Raw genomic sequence first — 16,251 nt, 5'->3', positions numbered from 1 at the left:
GATGAGTCTGAGCACAAGGCGGCGCGCGATCTATACCGGTCTGGTCGGGCATTTCTCCGAAGACGAGCTGTGGCCGCTATTGTCGCTATTGGAGGCCAAGTACGCCGACAAGCCGCCCTTCGCCCTCAACGAGTTCCTCGCCGAAGTGGCCAGTCGTAGCGGCCGCAAGCTCGAGCGCGCCAAACTTTACCGCGAGTTGGTCGGCGCCTTGACCAGCTCGCCGGCGCAACTGCTGCCGGACCCTGCGCCGCGCCTGGAGGCCTGGCGCCAGAGTGCCGGGCGGACGGCGGTCGAGGTATCCGGGCCGGATGCGCGGGCGCGGCAGACCTTCGATGCCTTGAGCCGAATTCTCTTAGAGCTGCTCGAGGCGGACCTGGTGCCGCGTCTGCGCCGCTTCGCCGCCGGCAATCTGAGTGGCATGCAGCTGGATGCCGAACTGCGCCTGCGCGGCTGGCTGGAGCAGGGCGGCTCGCTCGACCTCACGGCGCTGACCCTCGAGCACCTGCGGGTGCTGCTCAACCTGCTGTATATCGGCCTGTGCGAATACCTCGGGCCGGTGGCGGCCGATCAGTTGCTCAGCCGCGCGGTGCAGCAGGCGACGCAGTTGCATCTGCCGATGCCGCCGGAACAGCTGCTGTAGAAACGAAAAAACCCGCGGAATGCGGGTTTTTTCTTGGCCTGGGGCCGGGGATCAGGCGGCGAAGTTTTTCGCCACGAAATCCCAGTTGACCAGGTTCCAGAACGCCTCGACGTACTTCGGACGCAGGTTGCGGTAGTCGATGTAGTAGGCGTGTTCCCACACGTCGCAGGTCAGCAGCGGGGTGTCGCCGCTGGTCAGCGGGCAGCCGGCGCCGATGGTGCTGGCCAGGGCCAGGGAGCCGTCGGCCTTCTTCACCAGCCAGCCCCAGCCGGAGCCGAAGGTGCCGATGGAAGTCTTGCTGAACTCTTCCTTGAACTTGTCGAAGGAACCGAAGGCCGCGTTGATCGCGTCAGCCAGGGCGCCGGTCGGCTGGCCGCCGCCGTTCGGCTTCATGCAGTGCCAGTAGAAGGTGTGGTTCCAGATCTGCGCGGCGTTGTTGAAGATGCCGCCGGAGGAAGTCTTGATGATGTCTTCCAGGCTCTTGCCTTCGAACTCGGTGCCCGGCACCAGGTTGTTCAGGTTCACCACATAGGCGTTGTGGTGTTTGCCGTGGTGGTATTCCAGGGTTTCGGCAGAAATGTGCGGCTCGAGGGCGTTCTTTTCGTACGGCAGCGGCGGCAATTCAAAAGCCATGATCAATCTCCTACTCAGGTCAGGGTGCGATGCTGTCGGTCGGGGTTGAAGCATCTCGACCGGCATGCAGCAAGGCCGTTCACGGGCGGCCAGAGGAACGGCGGGAGTTTGTACTCTTTGCGCCGTGGGCCTTGGATCATAGCACCCGACCGGGGGCATAACCACGCAGCAACTGTGTGGAAAAGCCGGTTCCAGAGCTTCGGCGCCGGCTCGGCCGAGTTACAGGCCGCTGAGTAGTTGGGCGGCGACCACGAACATCATCAGCGCCACGCCGAAGTCCAGCAGGCGCCAGGTCGTCGGTCGCGCCAGCAGCGGCGCCAGCCAGGCGGCGCCGAGGGCGAGGCTGAAGAACCACAGCAGCGAGGCACTGGCGGCGCCCATCACATAGGCGCCGGGCACCGTTTGCTGGGCGCCGAGCGAGCCGATCAGCAGCACGGTGTCGAGGTACACATGCGGATTCAGCAGGGTCACCGCCAGGGCGGTCAGCAGCACCGCGCGCCGCGAGCGCGGGCCGGCATCGGCGGCTTCCTGCAGCGCCTGTGGATTCAGCGCGCGGCGCAGCGCCTTGACCCCGTACCAGAGCAGGAAGGCCGCGCCGCCCCAGCGGGCGATGCCGAGCAGCAGCGGGCTCTGGGTCAGCAGCGTGGCCAGGCCGAACACCCCGGCGGCCACCAGCACGGCATCGCACAGCACGCACAGCGCCGCCACCGGCAGGTGATGCTCGCGGCGCAGGCTCTGGGCGAGGACGAAGGCGTTCTGGGCGCCGATGGCCATGATCAGGCCGATGGCGACCAGCAAACCGTTGAGATAGCTCTGCCACATGGCGGGGATTCCGTTGTGTTCGGGGAGGGAGTGCTGGTCAGTCTGCGGCGCTCGGCTGTATAAGGAAAACCAATCATGCTGATGGATCATTAGGAGAACTGATGTTCGACTACAAGCTGCTCGCCGCCCTCGCCGCGGTGATCGAACAGGCCGGCTTCGAGCGGGCCGCCCAAGTGCTGGGCCTGTCGCAGTCGGCGGTGTCGCAGCGGATCAAGCTGCTCGAGGCGCGGGTCGGTCAGCCGGTGCTGATGCGGGTGACGCCGCCGGCGCCGACCGAGATCGGCCGCCGCCTGCTCAACCACGTGCAGCAGGTGCGCCTGCTCGAGCGCGACCTGCAGGGCCAGGTGCCGGCGCTGGACGAGGGCGGCCTGCCGGAGCGCCTGCGCATCGCCCTCAACGCCGACAGCCTGGCGACCTGGTGGGCGGCGGCGGTCGGCGACTTCTGCGCCAGTCATCGGGTGCTGCTGGACCTGGTGGTGGAGGATCAGGATGTCGGCCTCAAGCGCATGCGCGCCGGCGAGGTGGCCGGCTGCGTGTGCGCCAGCGCCAAGCCGGTGGCCGGCGCGCGCAGTGTGGCGCTGGGTGCCATGCGCTACCGCGCGCTGGCCAGCCCGGCCTTTATCGCCCGGCACTTCCCCACCGGGGTGAGCGCCGCGGCCTTGGCCCAGGTGCCGGCGATTGTCTTCGGCCCGGACGACCTGCTGCAGCACCGCTACCTGGTGGCGCTGGGCGTCGAGGGTGGTTTCCTTCACCACCTGTGCCCGTCCTCAGAAGGTTTCGTGCGCCTGACCGCCGGCGGCCTCGGCTGGGGCCTGGTGCCGGAGCAGCAGGTGCAGGGCGAGCTGGCCCGTGGCGAACTGGTCGAACTGCTGCCGGGGCGGCCCATCGACGTGCCGCTGTATTGGCACCACTGGCGCAACGGCGGCGAGCTGCTGACCGAGCTCACCCGCCAGCTGACGCGCGCCGCCGGGCGCTGGCTGGTGCCGTTCAGCTGAGCTCGATGCGCCCGGAGCCGGGCAGCTGCTCCACGCAGCGGGCGCCGAACAGCTGCGACGGGGTGAAATAGCCGCCCGGCCCGCCGTATTCGAGCAGCTGCCGCGCCGCCAGCAGTGCGCCGTGCACGGTGACCTGGTAGCCGTTGGCGGTTTTCACCCGCGCGGTCCTGACCTGGCCGGCGGCGTTGCGCGCCTCGCCCCACACCCAGCTCGGCTGCCGCGCGCGGGCGGTGGCATCCGGCCCGGCGATGCGCCGGTCGACCTGGGCCTTCAGCCAGTCCTGCACCCCGGGCCGGCCGAGCAGGCCGCGCAGCGGATCAATCAGGCGCATGCCGATCGCCAGCGCGGCGGGCGCCGGCAGGTAGACCTCGATATTCGGGATGGCGGTGGAGTAGTAGGCGGTGGCGACATCGCCCCAGGGGATGGTCACCGCGCTTTTCACCCCATGACCGAAGTCGATGGCGCGGCGCTTGAAGCCCAGCGGCACGCCGCGCAGGCGCCCGGCCTCGCGCACCTGACCGCCGAACTTGAGGCCTTCCACCGAGGTCTTGGCGGTGCCCGGCGACAGGCCGCTGGCGGTGTCGAAACCGAGGGCCAGATGGCTGGCGTCCGGCAGCGCCTGCTTGAGACAGGCGGCCAGGCAGTCGGTGGGGATCACGTCGAAGCCGACCCCCGAGCACAGCACCACGCCGGCGGCCTGCGCCGCGGCATGTTGGGCCTGGGCCTGCTCGAACACGGCGATCTCGCCGGTGATGTCGACGTAGTGGCTGCCGCTGGCCAGGCAGGCGGCGATCATCGGCGCGCTGGTGGCGGAGAAGGGCCCGGCGCAGTGGACGACCAGAGCGACATCCTCGAGCGCGCTACGGCTGGCGCCGGCATCGCGCAGATCGAAGACCCGCGCGTGCAGCTGCAACTCGCTGGCGATGGCTTCCACGGCGTCGACGTTGCGCCCGGCGAGAATCGGCCGGAGCCCTTGGCGGGCGGCTTCACGGGCGATCAGGCTGCCGGTGTAGCCGTTGGCGCCGTAAATCATCCACTGTGTGCGCATGGCGAATCCCTGGCTGGAAGGTGGGGCTAGTGGCCTGTGTGGTTAGTTCAATTAGTCAATTTCGGCGTCTGAGGCCCTGATACTGCGTTGCTGCTCCTCGCCATAGCCCTGCTATGGCTCGCAGCGCCTTGCCTCAGAACCTCAGCCATCCGGACTTGAGGTAACCAACTAACCGTACAGGCCATTAGTCAACGGCAGGAGGTGGGCGAAGTCGAATCGCCGGTGCCGCTGCACAACCATAGCCTGGCGCCGCGGGACAGCGGCTTGGCTCGTGACGTCAGGGCGCCGATCGGGGCACGCTGCTAGAGTCGCAGGCACAACAACGGCAAGGAACCCTGCATGAAGATTCTGGTAACCGGCGCGAGTGGCTTCATCGGAGGGCGCTTCGCCCGTTTCGCCCTGGAACAGGGGCTGACGGTGCGGGTCAACGGTCGCCGCGCGGAAGGCGTCGAACATCTGCTCAAGCGCGGCGCCGAGTTCGTCCAGGGCGACTTGTCCGATCCGGCGCTGGTCCAGCGCCTGTGCCAGGACGTCGAGGCGGTGGTGCATTGCGCCGGGGCGGTCGGCGTGTGGGGCAAGTACCAGCACTTCTACCAGGCCAACGTGGCGGTCACCGAGAACGTCGTCGAGGCCTGCCTCAAGCAGGGCGTGCGGCGCCTGGTGCACCTGTCGTCGCCGTCGGTGTATTTCGACGGTCAGGCGCATGTCGGTCTCACCGAGGAGCAGGTGCCGAAGAAGTTCGTCGATCACTACGGGGCGACCAAGTACCTGGCCGAGCAGAAGGTGTTCGGCGCCGCGGAGTTCGGCCTCGAGGTCATCGCCCTGCGCCCGCGCTTCGTCACCGGCGCCGGCGACACCAGCATCTTCCCGCGGCTGATCGGCATGCACCGCAAGGGCCGCCTGTCGATCATCGGCAACGGCCTGAACAAGGTCGATTTCACCAGCATCCACAACCTCAACGATGCGCTGTTCAGCAGCCTGCTGGCGGCCGGGCCGGCGCTCGGCAAGGTCTACAACATCAGCAACGGTGCGCCGGTGCCGTTCTGGGACGTGGTCAATTACGTGCTGCGCCAGCTCGAGCTGCCGCCGGTCACCCGCCATCTGCCCTTTGGCCTGGCCTATGGCGCGGCGACGCTCAACGAGACGCTGTGCAAGCTGTTGCCGGGGCAGCCGGAGCCGGCGCTGTTTCGCCTCGGCGTGGCGGTGATGGCCAAGGACTTTTCCCTCGACATCAGCCGCGCCCGCCAGTATCTGGACTACGACCCGCAGGCCAGCCTGTGGACCGCGCTGGACGAGTTCTGCACCTGGTGGCGCGCGCAGCACGGCTGATGCCTGGGTATGCGTAGGGTGGAAAACCGCGCAGCGTTTTCCACCAAGCCGGTGGCTGGAAAAAGCGCCATCCCCCCTACGACGCTCAGCCGCGCAGCGGGCCGGCGTAGCGGCTGTACTTCTCGATCAGTTCGGCTTCGCTCAATGCCGGTGGCGCCAGACGGATGCCGCTGAGTTCGCTAAGGCGCTCGCCCAGCTCGCGGGTCTCCTCGACCGGCGAGTCGGCGCAGGCGCTCAGCATGCTCAGCACCGCGCCGGGTTGGCTCAGGCGGATATCCACGGCCTGCTCCGCGCGCAAGCGGCGGCGCAGGACCTGCATACAGTCGAGTACAGCCTTGGTCAGTTCCATTCGCGCAATCCCCCCACAGGCATGAAAGAAGGCTTCGAGTGCTTCGTCCCGAAGCGCTCGAAGGTCACCAGGCCCACAGCCCCCATGACCCGGTGAAGCCGACCCGTCGTGCGGTGCGATGCGCATGACTGGCCTCCCTGGCAAGGCGTTCCCTAGACGCCCTGGAGTGGAATTAGCAAATGCTGTACCAGTTCACCTGACGCGAAACTTCGCGGCCTGGCGGCGGTCGACTGCCTTGTAGCGCTCTGTGGCGGTGCGTGGCGGTGCGTGGCGCACTGGCGTGGCGCGGCGCTGAAGGGGCTGGCGCGACGCGGTATACTGCACGGCATCTCGCGCTTCTTGCATTTTTCCTGAAGGTTTACCCATGCGTAACGATACCCTCGACGAACTGGATAGCTTGCCCAGCCTGACCACCGACGCGCGCGACCACAGTTTCGCCGGCAAGGCCGGGCTGCATGAGCATGACTACGCCGCCGATGCCCGCCACAGCGGCCGGGCCGCGCCCGCAGTGGTCAAAAGCGCCAGCACCGGGCCGCTGTGGGCGCTGGTCGGCGCCTTGGTGATCGCCCTCGGCGGGCTGGGCTGGTGGAGTCATCAGCAGATCGAGTTGATGAGCCAGCAACTGGTCGCCACCCAGGAGAGCTTCGCGCGCATCAGCGAAGAAGCGGCCGGGCGCATCCAGGACATTTCCGGCAAGGTGGTGGCCACCGAGTCGAATGTCACCACCGGCAGCGAAGCCCTGCGCCTGCAGGTCAAACAACTGGGCGGCAAACTGGCCGAGCTGAACCGCCAGATGCAGAGCCTGACCAGCCAGCAAGGTGGCAGCGGCAAGCGTTTCGAGCAGCTGAGCGGCGATCTCAAGGCCCAGCAGGAGGTCGCCGGCAAGCTGGACGCCAAGCTGCAGAGCCTGGCCAACGAGCAGAGTGCGCTGAAGAGCGCGCAGGGCGAGCAGGGTAAACTGGCCGCCCAGCTGAAGGCGCTCGACGGCGAGATCGCGGCGCTGCAGAAGCAGGGCAATCCCAACGCCGCCATTGACCGTCTGGAACAGGACCTGCTGGTGCTCAGGAGCGAGCAGGACAACCGCCCGGCGCCGAGCACCAACACCGCCGAGTTTGACGCCTTCCGTGCCCAGACCACGCGCAACATCAGCGCGCTGCAGGCGCAGATGCAGAACCTCCAGCAACAGCTCAGCGCGCGGCCGTAGGATGGGTTGAGGCGCGCAGCGTCGATACCCATCGTGGCCTTGTTGATGGGTATCGCTGTGCTCAACCCATCCTACGAAAGCAGAAGCCCCGCAATTGCGGGGCTTTTTTCATTCCAGGGTGGATCACAGGCGCGGGTAGTCGATATAGCCGACCGGGCCTGAGGCGTAGAAGGTCTCCGGCTGTGCTGGGTTAAGCGCGGCATCCTGGGCGAAGCGGGCCGGCAGATCGGGGTTGGCGATAAAGGGCACGCCGAATGCCACGGCGTCGGCCTGGCCGTCGGCCAGCAGGTCGTTGGCGGCCTCCTTGGTGAAGCGCTCGTTGGCGATATAGATGCCGCCAAAGGCCGCCTTCAGCTCGGCGCCGAGGCTGTCGTGGTCGAGTTTCTCCCGCGCGCAGATGAAGGCGATGCCACGCTTGCCCAGCTCGCGAGCGACATAGCCGAAGGTCGCGGCGCGGTCGGAGTCGCCCATGTCATGGGAGTCGGCGCGCGGTGCCAGGTGCACGCCGACGCGGCCGGCGCCCCACACCGAAACCACCGCATCGGTGACTTCCAGCAGCAGCCGTGCGCGGTTCTCGATCGAGCCGCCGTACTGGTCGTCGCGCTGGTTGGTGCTGTCCTGCAGGAACTGGTCGAGCAGGTAGCCGTTGGCGCCGTGGATCTCCACCCCGTCGAAGCCGGCGGCCTTGGCGTTCTCGGCACCCGCGCGGTAGGCCTCGACTATGTCGGCGAGCTCCTCGGTGTGCAGCGCGCGCGGCGTCACGTAGTCGCGCAGTGGGCGCACCAGGCTGACATGGCCCTTGGCGGCGATGGCGCTGGGTGCGACCGGCAGTTCGCCGTCCAGATAGCTGGGGTCGGAAATGCGGCCGACGTGCCACAGCTGCAGCATGATCTTGCCGCCATTGGCGTGCACGGCCTTGGTGACGTTGCTCCAGCCGCGCACCTGGGCGTCGGACCAGATGCCCGGGGTGTTGGGATAGCCGACGCCCATCGGCGTCACCGAGGTGGCTTCGCTGAGGATCAGTCCGGCCGAGGCGCGCTGGGCGTAGTACTCGGCCATCAGGGCGTTGGGCACGCGGCCTGCGTCGGCGCGGCAGCGGGTCAGCGGCGCCATGATGATGCGGTTGGCGAGTTGCAGCTCGCCGATCTGGATCGGGTCGAAAAGCGTCGGCATGGGGAGATCCTCCATCGGGGGTTATTCAGTCAGGGCCAGTTGCGGCTCGGCCTTGCGGGTGGTGAAGCTGAGCAGGGTGGCGATCAGCGCCAGCACGGCGAGCACCGCGGCGGCCAGTGGCACGCGGCTGAGGCCGAAACCTTCGGCGATGACCACGCCGCCGATCCAGGCGCCGAGGGCATTGCCCAGGTTGAAGGCGCCGATATTCAGGGTCGAAACCAGGTTCGGCGCGCCGGCGCCGAAGGCCACCACGTTGATCTGCAGGGCCGGCACGGCGGCGAAGGCGGCCGCGGCCCAGAGGAACAGCGTCAGCTCGGCCGGCACCAGGGCCCGACTGGTCCAGGCGAATAGGGTGGAGAGCAGGGCCAGGCTGGCGAACACGCCGAGCAGGGTGGTCAGCAGGCGCCAGTCGGCCAGGCGGCCGCCGAGCACGTTGCCGAGGGTCAGGCCGAGGCCGATCAGCAGCAGGCTCCAGGTCACCCCGGATGGCGACACGCCGGTGACCTCGCCGAGCAAGGGCGTGATGTAGGTGAACAGGGCGAACACCGCGGCGGAAAATAGCACGGTGGTGGAGAGCGCCAGCCACAGGCCGCCGTTGCGCAGGGCGCGGAGCTCGCTGCGCAGGTCGGCTTTCTCCTCGTCCTGTTTTTTCGGCAGCACGCGCCACAGGCCGATCAGCGCGAGCACGCCGATCAGGGTCACCGCCCAGAAGGTCGAGCGCCAGCCGGCGGCCTGGCCGAGGGCGGTGCCTAGCGGCACGCCGAGCACGTTGGCCAGGGTCAGGCCGGTGAACATCAAGGCCACCGCGGAGGCGCGGCGGTTCTCCGGCACCAGGCTGGCGGCGACCACCGAGCCGATGCCGAAGAAGGCGCCGTGGCACAGCGCAGTGATGACGCGGGCGAGCATCAGCATCTGATAGTCGCTGGCCAGGGCGCAGAACAGGTTGCCGGCGATGAAGATGCTCATCAGCACCAGCAGCGCGGCCTTGCGCGGCCAGCTGGAGGTGACCAGGGCCATGAACGGCGCGCCGATGGCCACGCCCAGGGCGTAACCGGTGACCAGCCAACCGGCGCCGGGGATCGACACGCCAAGATCGGCGGCGACCTGCGGCAGCAGGCCCATGATGACGAACTCCGTGGTGCCGATGGCAAACGCGGACAAAGCGAGGACGAGAAGCGCAGGAGGCATGGGCCCGCTCCTTGAAATGGTTGGCTATGGCAGGTGGCTGCGAATGACCAGACCGTCGAAACTACAGCGGCCGGGTTGGGTTACAGCTCTTCGCTCATCTGGCGAAGAAATTCGGCGATTACCGCGTCATTGCGTTTGAAGAAGTGCCATTGCCCGATCTTCTTGCTGGTCACCAGGCCGGCGCGCTGCAGGGTCGCCAGATGCGCCGAGACGGTGGACTGCGAGAGCCCGGTGCGCTGGTCGAACTTGCCGGCGCAGACGCCGATCTCGAACGGGTGATCCTGTTCGACGAAGTACTGCTCCGGGTCTTTCAGCCAGTGCAGCATGTCGCGGCGCACCGGATGGGCGAGGGCTTTGATGATTTCGTCGAGATCGATGGTCATGGTCGGTCTGGCAAACGCTCAGCTGTATATCGTCTTGGAGCGAACTATATATCGGTAGCTGACGATATAAGATCGTTTGCGCCGATAGTGACTATCGACTGGGGTGATAACGCGGCTCCTGCACCGCTTGCAGAGCGGTTAAGCTGACAGCATGAACTATCTCGCGCACCTGCATCTCGGCGGCTCGCAGCCGGCGCAACTGCTCGGCAGCCTGTATGGCGATTTCGTCAAAGGCAGCTTGGCCGGGCACTATCCGGCGGATATCGAGGCGGCCATCCGCCTGCATCGGCGCATCGACGCCTTCACCGACCAGCATCCGCTGGTGGCCCAGGCCAAGGCGCGCTTCCCGGCGGAGCGCCGGCGGGTGGCCGGCATCGTCCTCGATGTGTTTTTCGACCACTGCCTGGCGCGGCATTGGCAGCAGTTCGCCGACGAACCGCTGCTGGTCTTCACCACTCGCGTCTACCGGGTGCTGGACGGCGAACCGACGCTGCCCGAGCGCCTGGCGCTGCTCGCCCCGCGCATGGCCGCCCAGGACTGGCTGGGCAGCTATCAGGATTTCGCCGTGATCGAGCGGATCGTCGCCAACATCGGCCGTCGGCTGTCGCGGCCGCAGGCCCTGGATGGCGTGATGGATGAGCTGGACCGCCTGTATCAGCCGCTCAGCGACGACTTCCTGCTGTTCTACCCCGAGTTGCAGGCTTTCGCCCGGCAGGAGCGGGAGCGTCCGGCCTAACGGCGCTGAAAGTAGCTGCGTGCCCGGTAAATATTGAGCACAGCTTTTGTAGGATGGGTTGAGTAACGCGATACCCATCGGTATCGCTGCACTCAACCCAACCTACGGCTGCAGGAGCCGGCCAAACTGATGCTGCGCGGGATCAAGCCTTAAGCGGCGGGAGTCGGTCAATTGGTAGGGGATGTCGCTTTGCACATCCACCGCTTCGACGGTGGGAAACGCTGCGCGGTTTTCCACCCTACTTTCTGATTAATCGTGGTCTGTTCCCTATTACTCAAGTTTTCTCTGCAACTTTGGATTGGCGTCTCGGCTAATTTTTTGCACTAATTATTAGTATAAAAAAGTCTATTAAAAAGTTCCAATAAATTCCCCTCAGTCTAAAATTCACCTTCAAGTTCTTATTTATTTGGTGATACTACATCTCCTTCTCGAGGAGATGTATCCGTGTGCCTGACTATATGCCAGACTTCTCAAGAAACGAGCGCGAGGCATTAATCAGAATTTCTTTCCCGGCGGGGTGAGCGATGGATAAGAGAAAAGTATCATTCGGCAGAATCATTAAAACACCTAAAAAACGTATTATAAGGAGACTCTTGAATACTCTTTGCTCAGCACTCTCCTTGATTCTGGTTTTGTCTGCTACTGCAGCAGCGGCCGATGTTTTCCGATTTAAAGGTGAAAATGTGGTAGCCCGCTTTTTAGATGTGCCTTCTGATCCTTGTGTATCCACGGCCGTCGTGATTCAAGTCGTGAATGGTGTGGCGCGAAATCACCCTGGGGAAACTGAATTGTCTACATTGCTTTTTCTGGTTTTTACCCAATTTGATACGTGCAGCTCTGTGGTTTTGAAAAACATCAACGCTGTTCAGCCAATACCAGCCAGGGATTTATCAGTCGGACCTAAGTCGGCATTGTTAAATACCAATGCCTTTTTTCATGATTTTACGACTAACGCCGATTACAATTTTCAAATAAATCTGGCCTGGTCGTGCGTTTCTCCCCATCAGCGCACTCATGGAACTAATCATTCAATATCCGGGGGAGGCTCTGGGGGAGCGCCCGTTATTATTAACTCTAATTTTACTGACGTTTCTTGTGCTGCGCAGGCATCAGGATCCATATCTGACGGGGTAACTAGCCTCGCCCTCCCAATTTCAACTGATGGTTTTGTGGGGAAAAGTAGTGTCGGGCAAATATCTAAACTCCCTTGATGGTAATGGAGGACAGACCACGGTTATTTCAAGCGAGCTATCTGATTAATCGTGGCCTGCCCCGTCTTGCCCCCTAGGACTCACTGGGTTTATGCCCTTACCGTTTTTCGGCAGCACCTTGAGGATCGCCCGCCAATGAGAAACCTATCTGTTCTGTCAGCTGCCCTTGCCGTCGTTCTTGCAGGCTGTGCCTCAGCCCCATCGGGGACCGAGTCCGGTACAGCACGCACGGAAGTTTGCAAGGCAACCAATGCGCAAGAAATTTCGGCCTTGTTTGACCGATGGAATCGCTCGCTGCAAACCGGTGACCCCCATAAAGTTGTCGCCAACTATGCCGAGCGCTCCGTCCTTCTTCCGACCGTGTCGAACAAACCGCGACTGACCGCGTCCGAGAAGGAGGACTACTTCCATCACTTTCTGGAAAACAAGCCCGTAGGCGTGATCGACTCAAGAACAATAGAGATTGGTTGTAACACTGCGGTTGACGCCGGACTCTATACGTTCACCTTTGGCGCTACGGGTGCTCAAGTCAAAGCTCGCTACACATACACCTATAAGTGGGACGGAAAGCAGTGGTTGATTACTAGTCACCACTCTTCCGCAATGCCAGAGAAGAACTGAGGCACCAACGGGCATAACACTTAGGGTATTGGGTGGGGGACAGACCACGGTTATTTCAAGCGAGCTATTAATCGTGCGCTGCCCCCCCTATTGCTCACCCCTATTGCTTAAGGGCGCCGATGCGGTTCAGGCAGACCTCATATCTAGCCGCCCAAGTCGCCTGATTTCATCAGCAGCTTCAGCGCCTCGCCGCTGGTGGCGATGCAGGTTTGGATATCGCCGGCGGCTTTCGCCTGTATGGCCTTCTCTTGTAGCCGCATCACTTGATCCTGACGCGGGGTGGTGTCGCTGGTGGTCACGTTGGTTTTCACCGCATCGTCGATCTTCTGGATATTGCTATCGCAAAGGTCGGCGGCGAAGACCGGGCTGGCCAGTAAGGCCGTGGCAATTAGCAGTGCGGTGCGTTTCATGGTGACACCTCCTGGCAGGAGTGCCGGTGGGTTTCACATTGAACCGGCTCCGGAAAGTAAGAGCCTCAACCTGTGGACCCTCGCGTTTCACTGCCGGTTCAGTCAAATGGCCCAGCGGCATTCCGCTTGTTGCAGGAATAATTAGCCGTCACCTGGCGGCGCATTCTGCGGCTGCCTGGCATAGCTGATCGTCAGGACTTCCCAGACGTGCCCATCAGGCTCGCTCCAGTAGAGGATGCGACCACCGTGCTGGGTGTTGACCTGGCTGTCGACCGGGCCGTGCGGGGTGCTGCGGTAGGCGATGCCCCTGACCCTGAGCCGGGCGAGTATGCCGTCGAACTCGGCCTCGCTGACGCGAAAGCAGTAGTGCTGGATGGGAAAGGCACCCTCGACTTGGTCGAAGTCGAGGGTCAGCCCGGGGTTCACGTAGACCGGGCAGAACGGCCCCATGCCAGACTCCGCCCAGGGCACGCCGAGAATGGTGGCCAGCAGCTCCGCCGCCGCCTTGCTGTCGCGGGCGGGAACTATGGCGTGGTCGAGTTCGATGGTCATCGGGGACTCCTATGCAGCGCACAATGACTGGCACATCGATCATGGCCGCCGATCCCGCCACGAATCCGAGTCGTAAACATACGAGTCGCCGAGAATGCTGTCGTATCGAATCAGCAGCCTCGTTCTGGCTTTAAGCTCGGCCATGATCGCGCCTGGCTCGTGGTCCTTAAGTACTAGCGTGAAGGTATTGAATTTCCTCCCTTCAGGAATGAACTCCCCCACGATGAACATCTCGGCGCTTTGGTTGGAAGCTATCTCTCCGGGGTGTTTTTTTGCGGCGGCCTCAAGGACATCAGGCCCCTCGCCCTATTGAAGCTCACCGTCTACCCAGAGCTTAATCTCTCGCGCAATCGCGGGCCCACGCCCGTTGTTTTCGAGCGTAAAGAAAAAGGTCTTACGGCTTGGGTCGGTGTGGGCCCACCCTGAAAGGTGCGGGGTAGCCATCCGCCTGTTGTGTTGCTTGTGCATCTTCATCTGCTGCTGACTGAACCGCACGGCTATGCAAGCGGCGATGACCGATGCAAGGGCGGTGATGGCAGATAGGAGGGTGCCAAAATCAGTAAACCAGCGGCTGACTGATTGAGCTATCACGTACACCACTGAAGCGACTATCGGTTCCATTCTGAGCGTCCTTCAGATTGGAAAGGGATGATCATATCCCCAACTTTCAGGATGCCTGGCGTCAGCCGAGGAGCAGCTGCTCCACATCATCCCCCTCCGCCGAGACCTCAGGCGACCGGTCCTGACAGCAGCCGAATGGCCCAATACGCGGCGATGGCCAGCTGGATGGCAAAGAACGCGAAGCGCAGGTTGACGGCCAGGATGCTCTGCGACGCCAGATGCACGGCCGACTGCAGCAGGCGGGCAGCAAGCAGCGGATAGGCCAGTGGGTCGGTGAGTGCGCTCTGCCCCGTGACCAGCGCCACGAGAAGCAGGCCACCAAATATGGGCAAACCTTCCACGCAATTGGCATGCGCCCGTGCCAGTCGCTGCATGAAGGGTGAAAGATTGGAATTGTCCGGCCTGAACTCGTTGGCGGGGATTCGCTTCAGGACTACCAGCCGGCCGCGCAGAAGCTCCATGAGAACGAGCAGAAACAATGCCCACGCAATAAAGCCGATCAACGCGATAGCCGTGGCACTGGTCATGGCGCTTCCTCTAGCGTTGAAACTCGCAGCTGTAGGGCGAGCCCCTCGGGCAGCCGCACCCGCGCGGCACGACGCTGGAGGCTGGCCCGCGGTGAGCACTGCGCCATTGGCCGTGCACGGCACAGAAAGCTCGTAGGATGGGTTGAGCGCAGCGATGCCCATCGTGCTTCGAGCGCACCGCACAAAGAGATGGGTATCGCGCTGTTTAACCACCCTACGAATCTAAGCGGCGTCGCGCTGCTCTTCGGGCTCGCCATACAACGCCGCTGCGATGGCCGCCTGGGCGCGGCGGGCCAGTTCGTTGCGGGCCACGCCCTGGCTGGCCAGCGGCGCCAGCAGCTGGATCTGCACGCTGCCGGTGTCGGCGGCGAACAGGCGCAGCAGGTGGTTGAGCAGGTCGGCGTCGCCAATAAAGGGGGCGATCTCGCTATCCAATGCCCCATCGCGCAGGTAGCGGATCGCCACCGGCTGCACCGGCACCCCGGCTTCGATCGCGCTGCTCAGCAGGCGGCCGTGGAAGGTGCGCAGGACGCGGCCGTCGGTGCTGGTGCCTTCGGGGAAGATCAACAGGTTACGGCCTTGCCGCAACTGCGTGGCCAGCTGGCGATTGAGCCGGACGCTGTCGCCGGCGCCGCGGCGGATGAACAGGGTGCCGGCCTGCTGCGCCAGCCAGCCGGCCAGCGGCCAGTCGCGCACCTCGGCCTTGGACAGGAAGGCCAGCGGCGCGAGCATGCCGAGCAGTGGGATGTCGGTCCACGACACATGGTTGCTGACCCACAGCATCGGTGCGGTGGGCAGCTGGCCCTGGACTTCGACGCGAAACGGCAGGGCGCCGCTCAGGCGCAGCAGATACCAGCGGCTCAGGCGCTGGCGCAGCGCCGCCGGCTCGCCTCGGCTGGCGCGCTGCAGCACCGCCATGGCAGCGGCCATCAACAGGCCGAGGCCGAGCACGGCGAGCAGGCGCGCCAGGCGCAGGTACAGGCGCATCACACCGCGGCCTTGAAGTGGCGGGCGTAGCGCGGACACAGCTCGTCGCGCTTGAGCAGGATGAACACGTCGGCGACCTGGAAGTCCGGATCCCAGCAGGGCTCGCCGCAGACCTTGGCGCCCAGGCGCATGTAGGCCTTGAGCAGCGGCGGCAGCTCGGCGATGACGTTGCCCGGCAGCTCCAGGGTCGGCAGCGGCAGCCTGGGTTCGGCGCGCAGGTGCTCGGTGCACAGGTAGCGTTCGCGCAGGCGCTGCATGATCGCCTCGGCCTGCACGCCGCCGTCCTGCATGGGAATGCTGGCGCAGCCCATCAGGTAGCGGTAGCCGCCCTCGTTGAGCACTTCGGCCAGCTCGCTCCACAGCACGGCGATGGTGCCGCCGTTGCGATAGGCCGGGTCGACGCAGGTGCGGCCAATTTCCAGCAGCGGGCCCTGCAGCCCGGCCAGGCCGTGCAGGCTGAACTCCTCCTCGCTGTAGTAGCGACCGAGGCTGGCGGCGGCGCGATGGTCGAGCAGGCGGGTGGTGGCGACCAGCCGACCGCTGCCGAGGTCGCGCACGCCGATATGCGCGCAGTGGCCGTCGTAGTCGTCCATGTCGAGGCCCAGTTCGGCGCCCTTGAGCTTGGCGCCGAACTCGGCGCTGAACACCTGGAAGCGCAGGGCCTGGGCCTCGCGCAGGGCCTGCGGCCCGCTCAGGCGTTCGGCCTGCAGGCGGCGTTGCGGGGCATTGCTGTCGGTAGAACGGGCAATCCGGGTCATCTTGAGCCTCCGTAAGCCAGCCTTTATGGGTTGCGGCCAGTCGACTTTGTTGTGCAAGCTCAAG

At 64.6% G+C, this 16,251-nt stretch carries 20 protein-coding genes; 7 read left to right on the top strand and 13 right to left on the bottom strand.

Annotated elements, in window-relative coordinates; translation table 11 throughout:
• The first annotated feature begins 1 nt into the window (after position 1).
• The gene (locus tag D3880_RS18070) at positions 2-640 is read left to right on the top strand and encodes a hypothetical protein (protein ID WP_119894806.1); all 639 of its coding nucleotides are present in this window, start codon (positions 2-4) and stop codon (positions 638-640) included.
• A 51-nt stretch (positions 641-691) separates the two neighbouring features.
• On the opposite strand, the gene sodB is transcribed toward D3880_RS18070, so the two are convergent.
• Together sodB and D3880_RS18060 are read right to left on the bottom strand one after the other, a co-directional pair.
• Positions 692-1,273: a superoxide dismutase [Fe] gene (gene sodB / locus D3880_RS18065; protein ID WP_119894805.1), complete on the bottom strand. Its 582-nt coding sequence runs from the start codon at positions 1,271-1,273 to the stop codon at positions 692-694.
• Between the two features lie 219 nt (positions 1,274-1,492).
• Positions 1,493-2,095, bottom strand: coding sequence for a LysE/ArgO family amino acid transporter (locus D3880_RS18060; RefSeq protein ID WP_119894804.1), 603 nt, complete (start codon positions 2,093-2,095; stop codon positions 1,493-1,495).
• Between the two features lie 101 nt (positions 2,096-2,196).
• On the opposite strand from D3880_RS18060, the gene D3880_RS18055 reads away from it, so the two are divergent.
• Positions 2,197-3,090 (top strand): LysR family transcriptional regulator ArgP, encoded by an 894-nt coding sequence (locus tag D3880_RS18055; protein ID WP_119894803.1) that lies wholly within the window; start codon positions 2,197-2,199, stop codon positions 3,088-3,090.
• Here D3880_RS18055 and D3880_RS18050 read toward each other — a convergent pair.
• Positions 3,083-4,138: a saccharopine dehydrogenase family protein gene (locus D3880_RS18050; protein ID WP_119894802.1), complete on the bottom strand. Its 1,056-nt coding sequence runs from the start codon at positions 4,136-4,138 to the stop codon at positions 3,083-3,085. The two genes, D3880_RS18055 and D3880_RS18050, sit on opposite strands and share 8 nt — an antisense overlap.
• Before the next feature lie 339 nt (positions 4,139-4,477).
• Here D3880_RS18050 and D3880_RS18045 point away from each other — a divergent pair, with 339 nt between their 5' ends.
• A complete protein-coding gene (locus D3880_RS18045; protein ID WP_119894801.1) occupies positions 4,478-5,467 on the top strand; it encodes an NAD-dependent epimerase/dehydratase family protein in 990 nt (329 codons plus the stop codon).
• Between the two features lie 85 nt (positions 5,468-5,552).
• On the opposite strand, the gene D3880_RS18040 is transcribed toward D3880_RS18045, so the two are convergent.
• Positions 5,553-5,816: a hypothetical protein gene (locus D3880_RS18040; RefSeq protein WP_119894800.1), complete on the bottom strand. Its 264-nt coding sequence runs from the start codon at positions 5,814-5,816 to the stop codon at positions 5,553-5,555.
• 364 nt (positions 5,817-6,180) lie between these two features.
• Between D3880_RS18040 and D3880_RS18035 the strand changes: the two genes are divergently transcribed.
• Entirely contained in the window at positions 6,181-7,020 is an 840-nt protein-coding gene (locus D3880_RS18035; RefSeq protein WP_119894799.1) for an ATPase, read from the top strand.
• A gap of 123 nt (positions 7,021-7,143) precedes the next feature.
• On the opposite strand, the gene D3880_RS18030 is transcribed toward D3880_RS18035, so the two are convergent.
• From D3880_RS18030 to D3880_RS18020, 3 genes are all read right to left on the bottom strand, one after another.
• Complete coding sequence (locus D3880_RS18030; protein ID WP_119894798.1) at positions 7,144-8,193, bottom strand: alkene reductase; 1,050 nt, start codon at positions 8,191-8,193, stop codon at positions 7,144-7,146.
• A gap of 21 nt (positions 8,194-8,214) precedes the next feature.
• Positions 8,215-9,381 carry an MFS transporter gene (locus tag D3880_RS18025; protein ID WP_119894797.1) on the bottom strand — a complete coding sequence of 389 codons (1,167 nt, stop codon included), beginning with the start codon at positions 9,379-9,381 and terminating at the stop codon, positions 8,215-8,217.
• Positions 9,382-9,461: 80 nt separating this feature from the next.
• Complete coding sequence (locus D3880_RS18020) at positions 9,462-9,764, bottom strand: ArsR/SmtB family transcription factor (protein ID WP_119894796.1); 303 nt, start codon at positions 9,762-9,764, stop codon at positions 9,462-9,464.
• A 151-nt stretch (positions 9,765-9,915) separates the two neighbouring features.
• On the opposite strand from D3880_RS18020, the gene D3880_RS18015 reads away from it, so the two are divergent.
• The 3 genes from D3880_RS18015 to D3880_RS18010 all read left to right on the top strand — a co-directional run bounded on the left by D3880_RS18015 (position 9,916) and on the right by D3880_RS18010 (position 12,332).
• Positions 9,916-10,500: an acyl carrier protein phosphodiesterase gene (locus D3880_RS18015; protein WP_119894795.1), complete on the top strand. Its 585-nt coding sequence runs from the start codon at positions 9,916-9,918 to the stop codon at positions 10,498-10,500.
• Between the two features lie 524 nt (positions 10,501-11,024).
• Positions 11,025-11,711 carry a hypothetical protein gene (locus tag D3880_RS22805; RefSeq protein WP_162935018.1) on the top strand — a complete coding sequence of 229 codons (687 nt, stop codon included), beginning with the start codon at positions 11,025-11,027 and terminating at the stop codon, positions 11,709-11,711.
• A 135-nt stretch (positions 11,712-11,846) separates the two neighbouring features.
• Entirely contained in the window at positions 11,847-12,332 is a 486-nt protein-coding gene (locus D3880_RS18010; protein ID WP_119894794.1) for an SgcJ/EcaC family oxidoreductase, read from the top strand.
• Between the two features lie 143 nt (positions 12,333-12,475).
• Here D3880_RS18010 and D3880_RS18005 read toward each other — a convergent pair whose 3' ends face one another.
• From D3880_RS18005 to olsB, 6 genes are all read right to left on the bottom strand, one after another.
• On the bottom strand, positions 12,476-12,742 hold the full coding sequence (locus D3880_RS18005) for a hypothetical protein (RefSeq protein ID WP_119894793.1): 267 nt from the start codon (positions 12,740-12,742) through the stop codon (positions 12,476-12,478).
• A 141-nt stretch (positions 12,743-12,883) separates the two neighbouring features.
• A complete protein-coding gene (locus tag D3880_RS18000) occupies positions 12,884-13,294 on the bottom strand; it encodes a VOC family protein (RefSeq protein ID WP_119894792.1) in 411 nt (136 codons plus the stop codon).
• 306 nt (positions 13,295-13,600) lie between these two features.
• Positions 13,601-13,915, bottom strand: a complete 315-nt coding sequence (locus D3880_RS17990; RefSeq protein WP_119894790.1) for a hypothetical protein — start codon at positions 13,913-13,915, stop codon at positions 13,601-13,603.
• Between the two features lie 107 nt (positions 13,916-14,022).
• Positions 14,023-14,442, bottom strand: coding sequence for an MAPEG family protein (locus D3880_RS17985; RefSeq protein WP_119894789.1), 420 nt, complete (start codon positions 14,440-14,442; stop codon positions 14,023-14,025).
• A 222-nt stretch (positions 14,443-14,664) separates the two neighbouring features.
• Complete coding sequence (locus D3880_RS17980; protein WP_119894788.1) at positions 14,665-15,429, bottom strand: lysophospholipid acyltransferase family protein; 765 nt, start codon at positions 15,427-15,429, stop codon at positions 14,665-14,667.
• Positions 15,429-16,187: an L-ornithine N(alpha)-acyltransferase gene (olsB, locus tag D3880_RS17975; RefSeq protein WP_119894787.1), complete on the bottom strand. Its 759-nt coding sequence runs from the start codon at positions 16,185-16,187 to the stop codon at positions 15,429-15,431. The genes D3880_RS17980 and olsB overlap by 1 nt, the downstream gene beginning before the upstream one ends.
• Positions 16,188-16,251: the final 64 nt, after the last annotated feature.

It is taken from the genome of Pseudomonas cavernae (assembly GCF_003595175.1).
GTDB lineage: Bacteria > Pseudomonadota > Gammaproteobacteria > Pseudomonadales > Pseudomonadaceae > Aquipseudomonas > Aquipseudomonas cavernae.
The sequence above is the reverse complement of the archived record's forward strand: the minus strand, read 5'-3'. Positions and strand labels throughout refer to the sequence as shown.

What these genes read in the sequence shown, in the direction of transcription:
- D3880_RS18030 (WP_119894798.1), bottom strand. Translation starts at nt 8,193, where the DNA reads ATGCCGACGCTTTTCGACCCGATCCAGATCGGCGAGCTGCAACTCGCC.
- D3880_RS22805 (WP_162935018.1), top strand. Translation starts at nt 11,025, where the DNA reads ATGGATAAGAGAAAAGTATCATTCGGCAGAATCATTAAAACACCTAAA.
- D3880_RS18005 (WP_119894793.1), bottom strand. Translation starts at nt 12,742, where the DNA reads ATGAAACGCACCGCACTGCTAATTGCCACGGCCTTACTGGCCAGCCCG.
- D3880_RS18035 (WP_119894799.1), top strand. Translation starts at nt 6,181, where the DNA reads ATGCGTAACGATACCCTCGACGAACTGGATAGCTTGCCCAGCCTGACC.
- D3880_RS18070 (WP_119894806.1), top strand. Translation starts at nt 2, where the DNA reads ATGAGTCTGAGCACAAGGCGGCGCGCGATCTATACCGGTCTGGTCGGG.
- D3880_RS17985 (WP_119894789.1), bottom strand. Translation starts at nt 14,442, where the DNA reads ATGACCAGTGCCACGGCTATCGCGTTGATCGGCTTTATTGCGTGGGCA.
- D3880_RS18025 (WP_119894797.1), bottom strand. Translation starts at nt 9,381, where the DNA reads ATGCCTCCTGCGCTTCTCGTCCTCGCTTTGTCCGCGTTTGCCATCGGC.
- D3880_RS17990 (WP_119894790.1), bottom strand. Translation starts at nt 13,915, where the DNA reads ATGGAACCGATAGTCGCTTCAGTGGTGTACGTGATAGCTCAATCAGTC.
- sodB (WP_119894805.1), bottom strand. Translation starts at nt 1,273, where the DNA reads ATGGCTTTTGAATTGCCGCCGCTGCCGTACGAAAAGAACGCCCTCGAG.
- D3880_RS18020 (WP_119894796.1), bottom strand. Translation starts at nt 9,764, where the DNA reads ATGACCATCGATCTCGACGAAATCATCAAAGCCCTCGCCCATCCGGTG.
- olsB (WP_119894787.1), bottom strand. Translation starts at nt 16,187, where the DNA reads ATGACCCGGATTGCCCGTTCTACCGACAGCAATGCCCCGCAACGCCGC.
- D3880_RS18060 (WP_119894804.1), bottom strand. Translation starts at nt 2,095, where the DNA reads ATGTGGCAGAGCTATCTCAACGGTTTGCTGGTCGCCATCGGCCTGATC.
- D3880_RS18055 (WP_119894803.1), top strand. Translation starts at nt 2,197, where the DNA reads ATGTTCGACTACAAGCTGCTCGCCGCCCTCGCCGCGGTGATCGAACAG.
- D3880_RS18045 (WP_119894801.1), top strand. Translation starts at nt 4,478, where the DNA reads ATGAAGATTCTGGTAACCGGCGCGAGTGGCTTCATCGGAGGGCGCTTC.
- D3880_RS18040 (WP_119894800.1), bottom strand. Translation starts at nt 5,816, where the DNA reads ATGGAACTGACCAAGGCTGTACTCGACTGTATGCAGGTCCTGCGCCGC.
- D3880_RS18050 (WP_119894802.1), bottom strand. Translation starts at nt 4,138, where the DNA reads ATGCGCACACAGTGGATGATTTACGGCGCCAACGGCTACACCGGCAGC.
- D3880_RS18000 (WP_119894792.1), bottom strand. Translation starts at nt 13,294, where the DNA reads ATGACCATCGAACTCGACCACGCCATAGTTCCCGCCCGCGACAGCAAG.
- D3880_RS17980 (WP_119894788.1), bottom strand. Translation starts at nt 15,429, where the DNA reads ATGCGCCTGTACCTGCGCCTGGCGCGCCTGCTCGCCGTGCTCGGCCTC.
- D3880_RS18015 (WP_119894795.1), top strand. Translation starts at nt 9,916, where the DNA reads ATGAACTATCTCGCGCACCTGCATCTCGGCGGCTCGCAGCCGGCGCAA.
- D3880_RS18010 (WP_119894794.1), top strand. Translation starts at nt 11,847, where the DNA reads ATGAGAAACCTATCTGTTCTGTCAGCTGCCCTTGCCGTCGTTCTTGCA.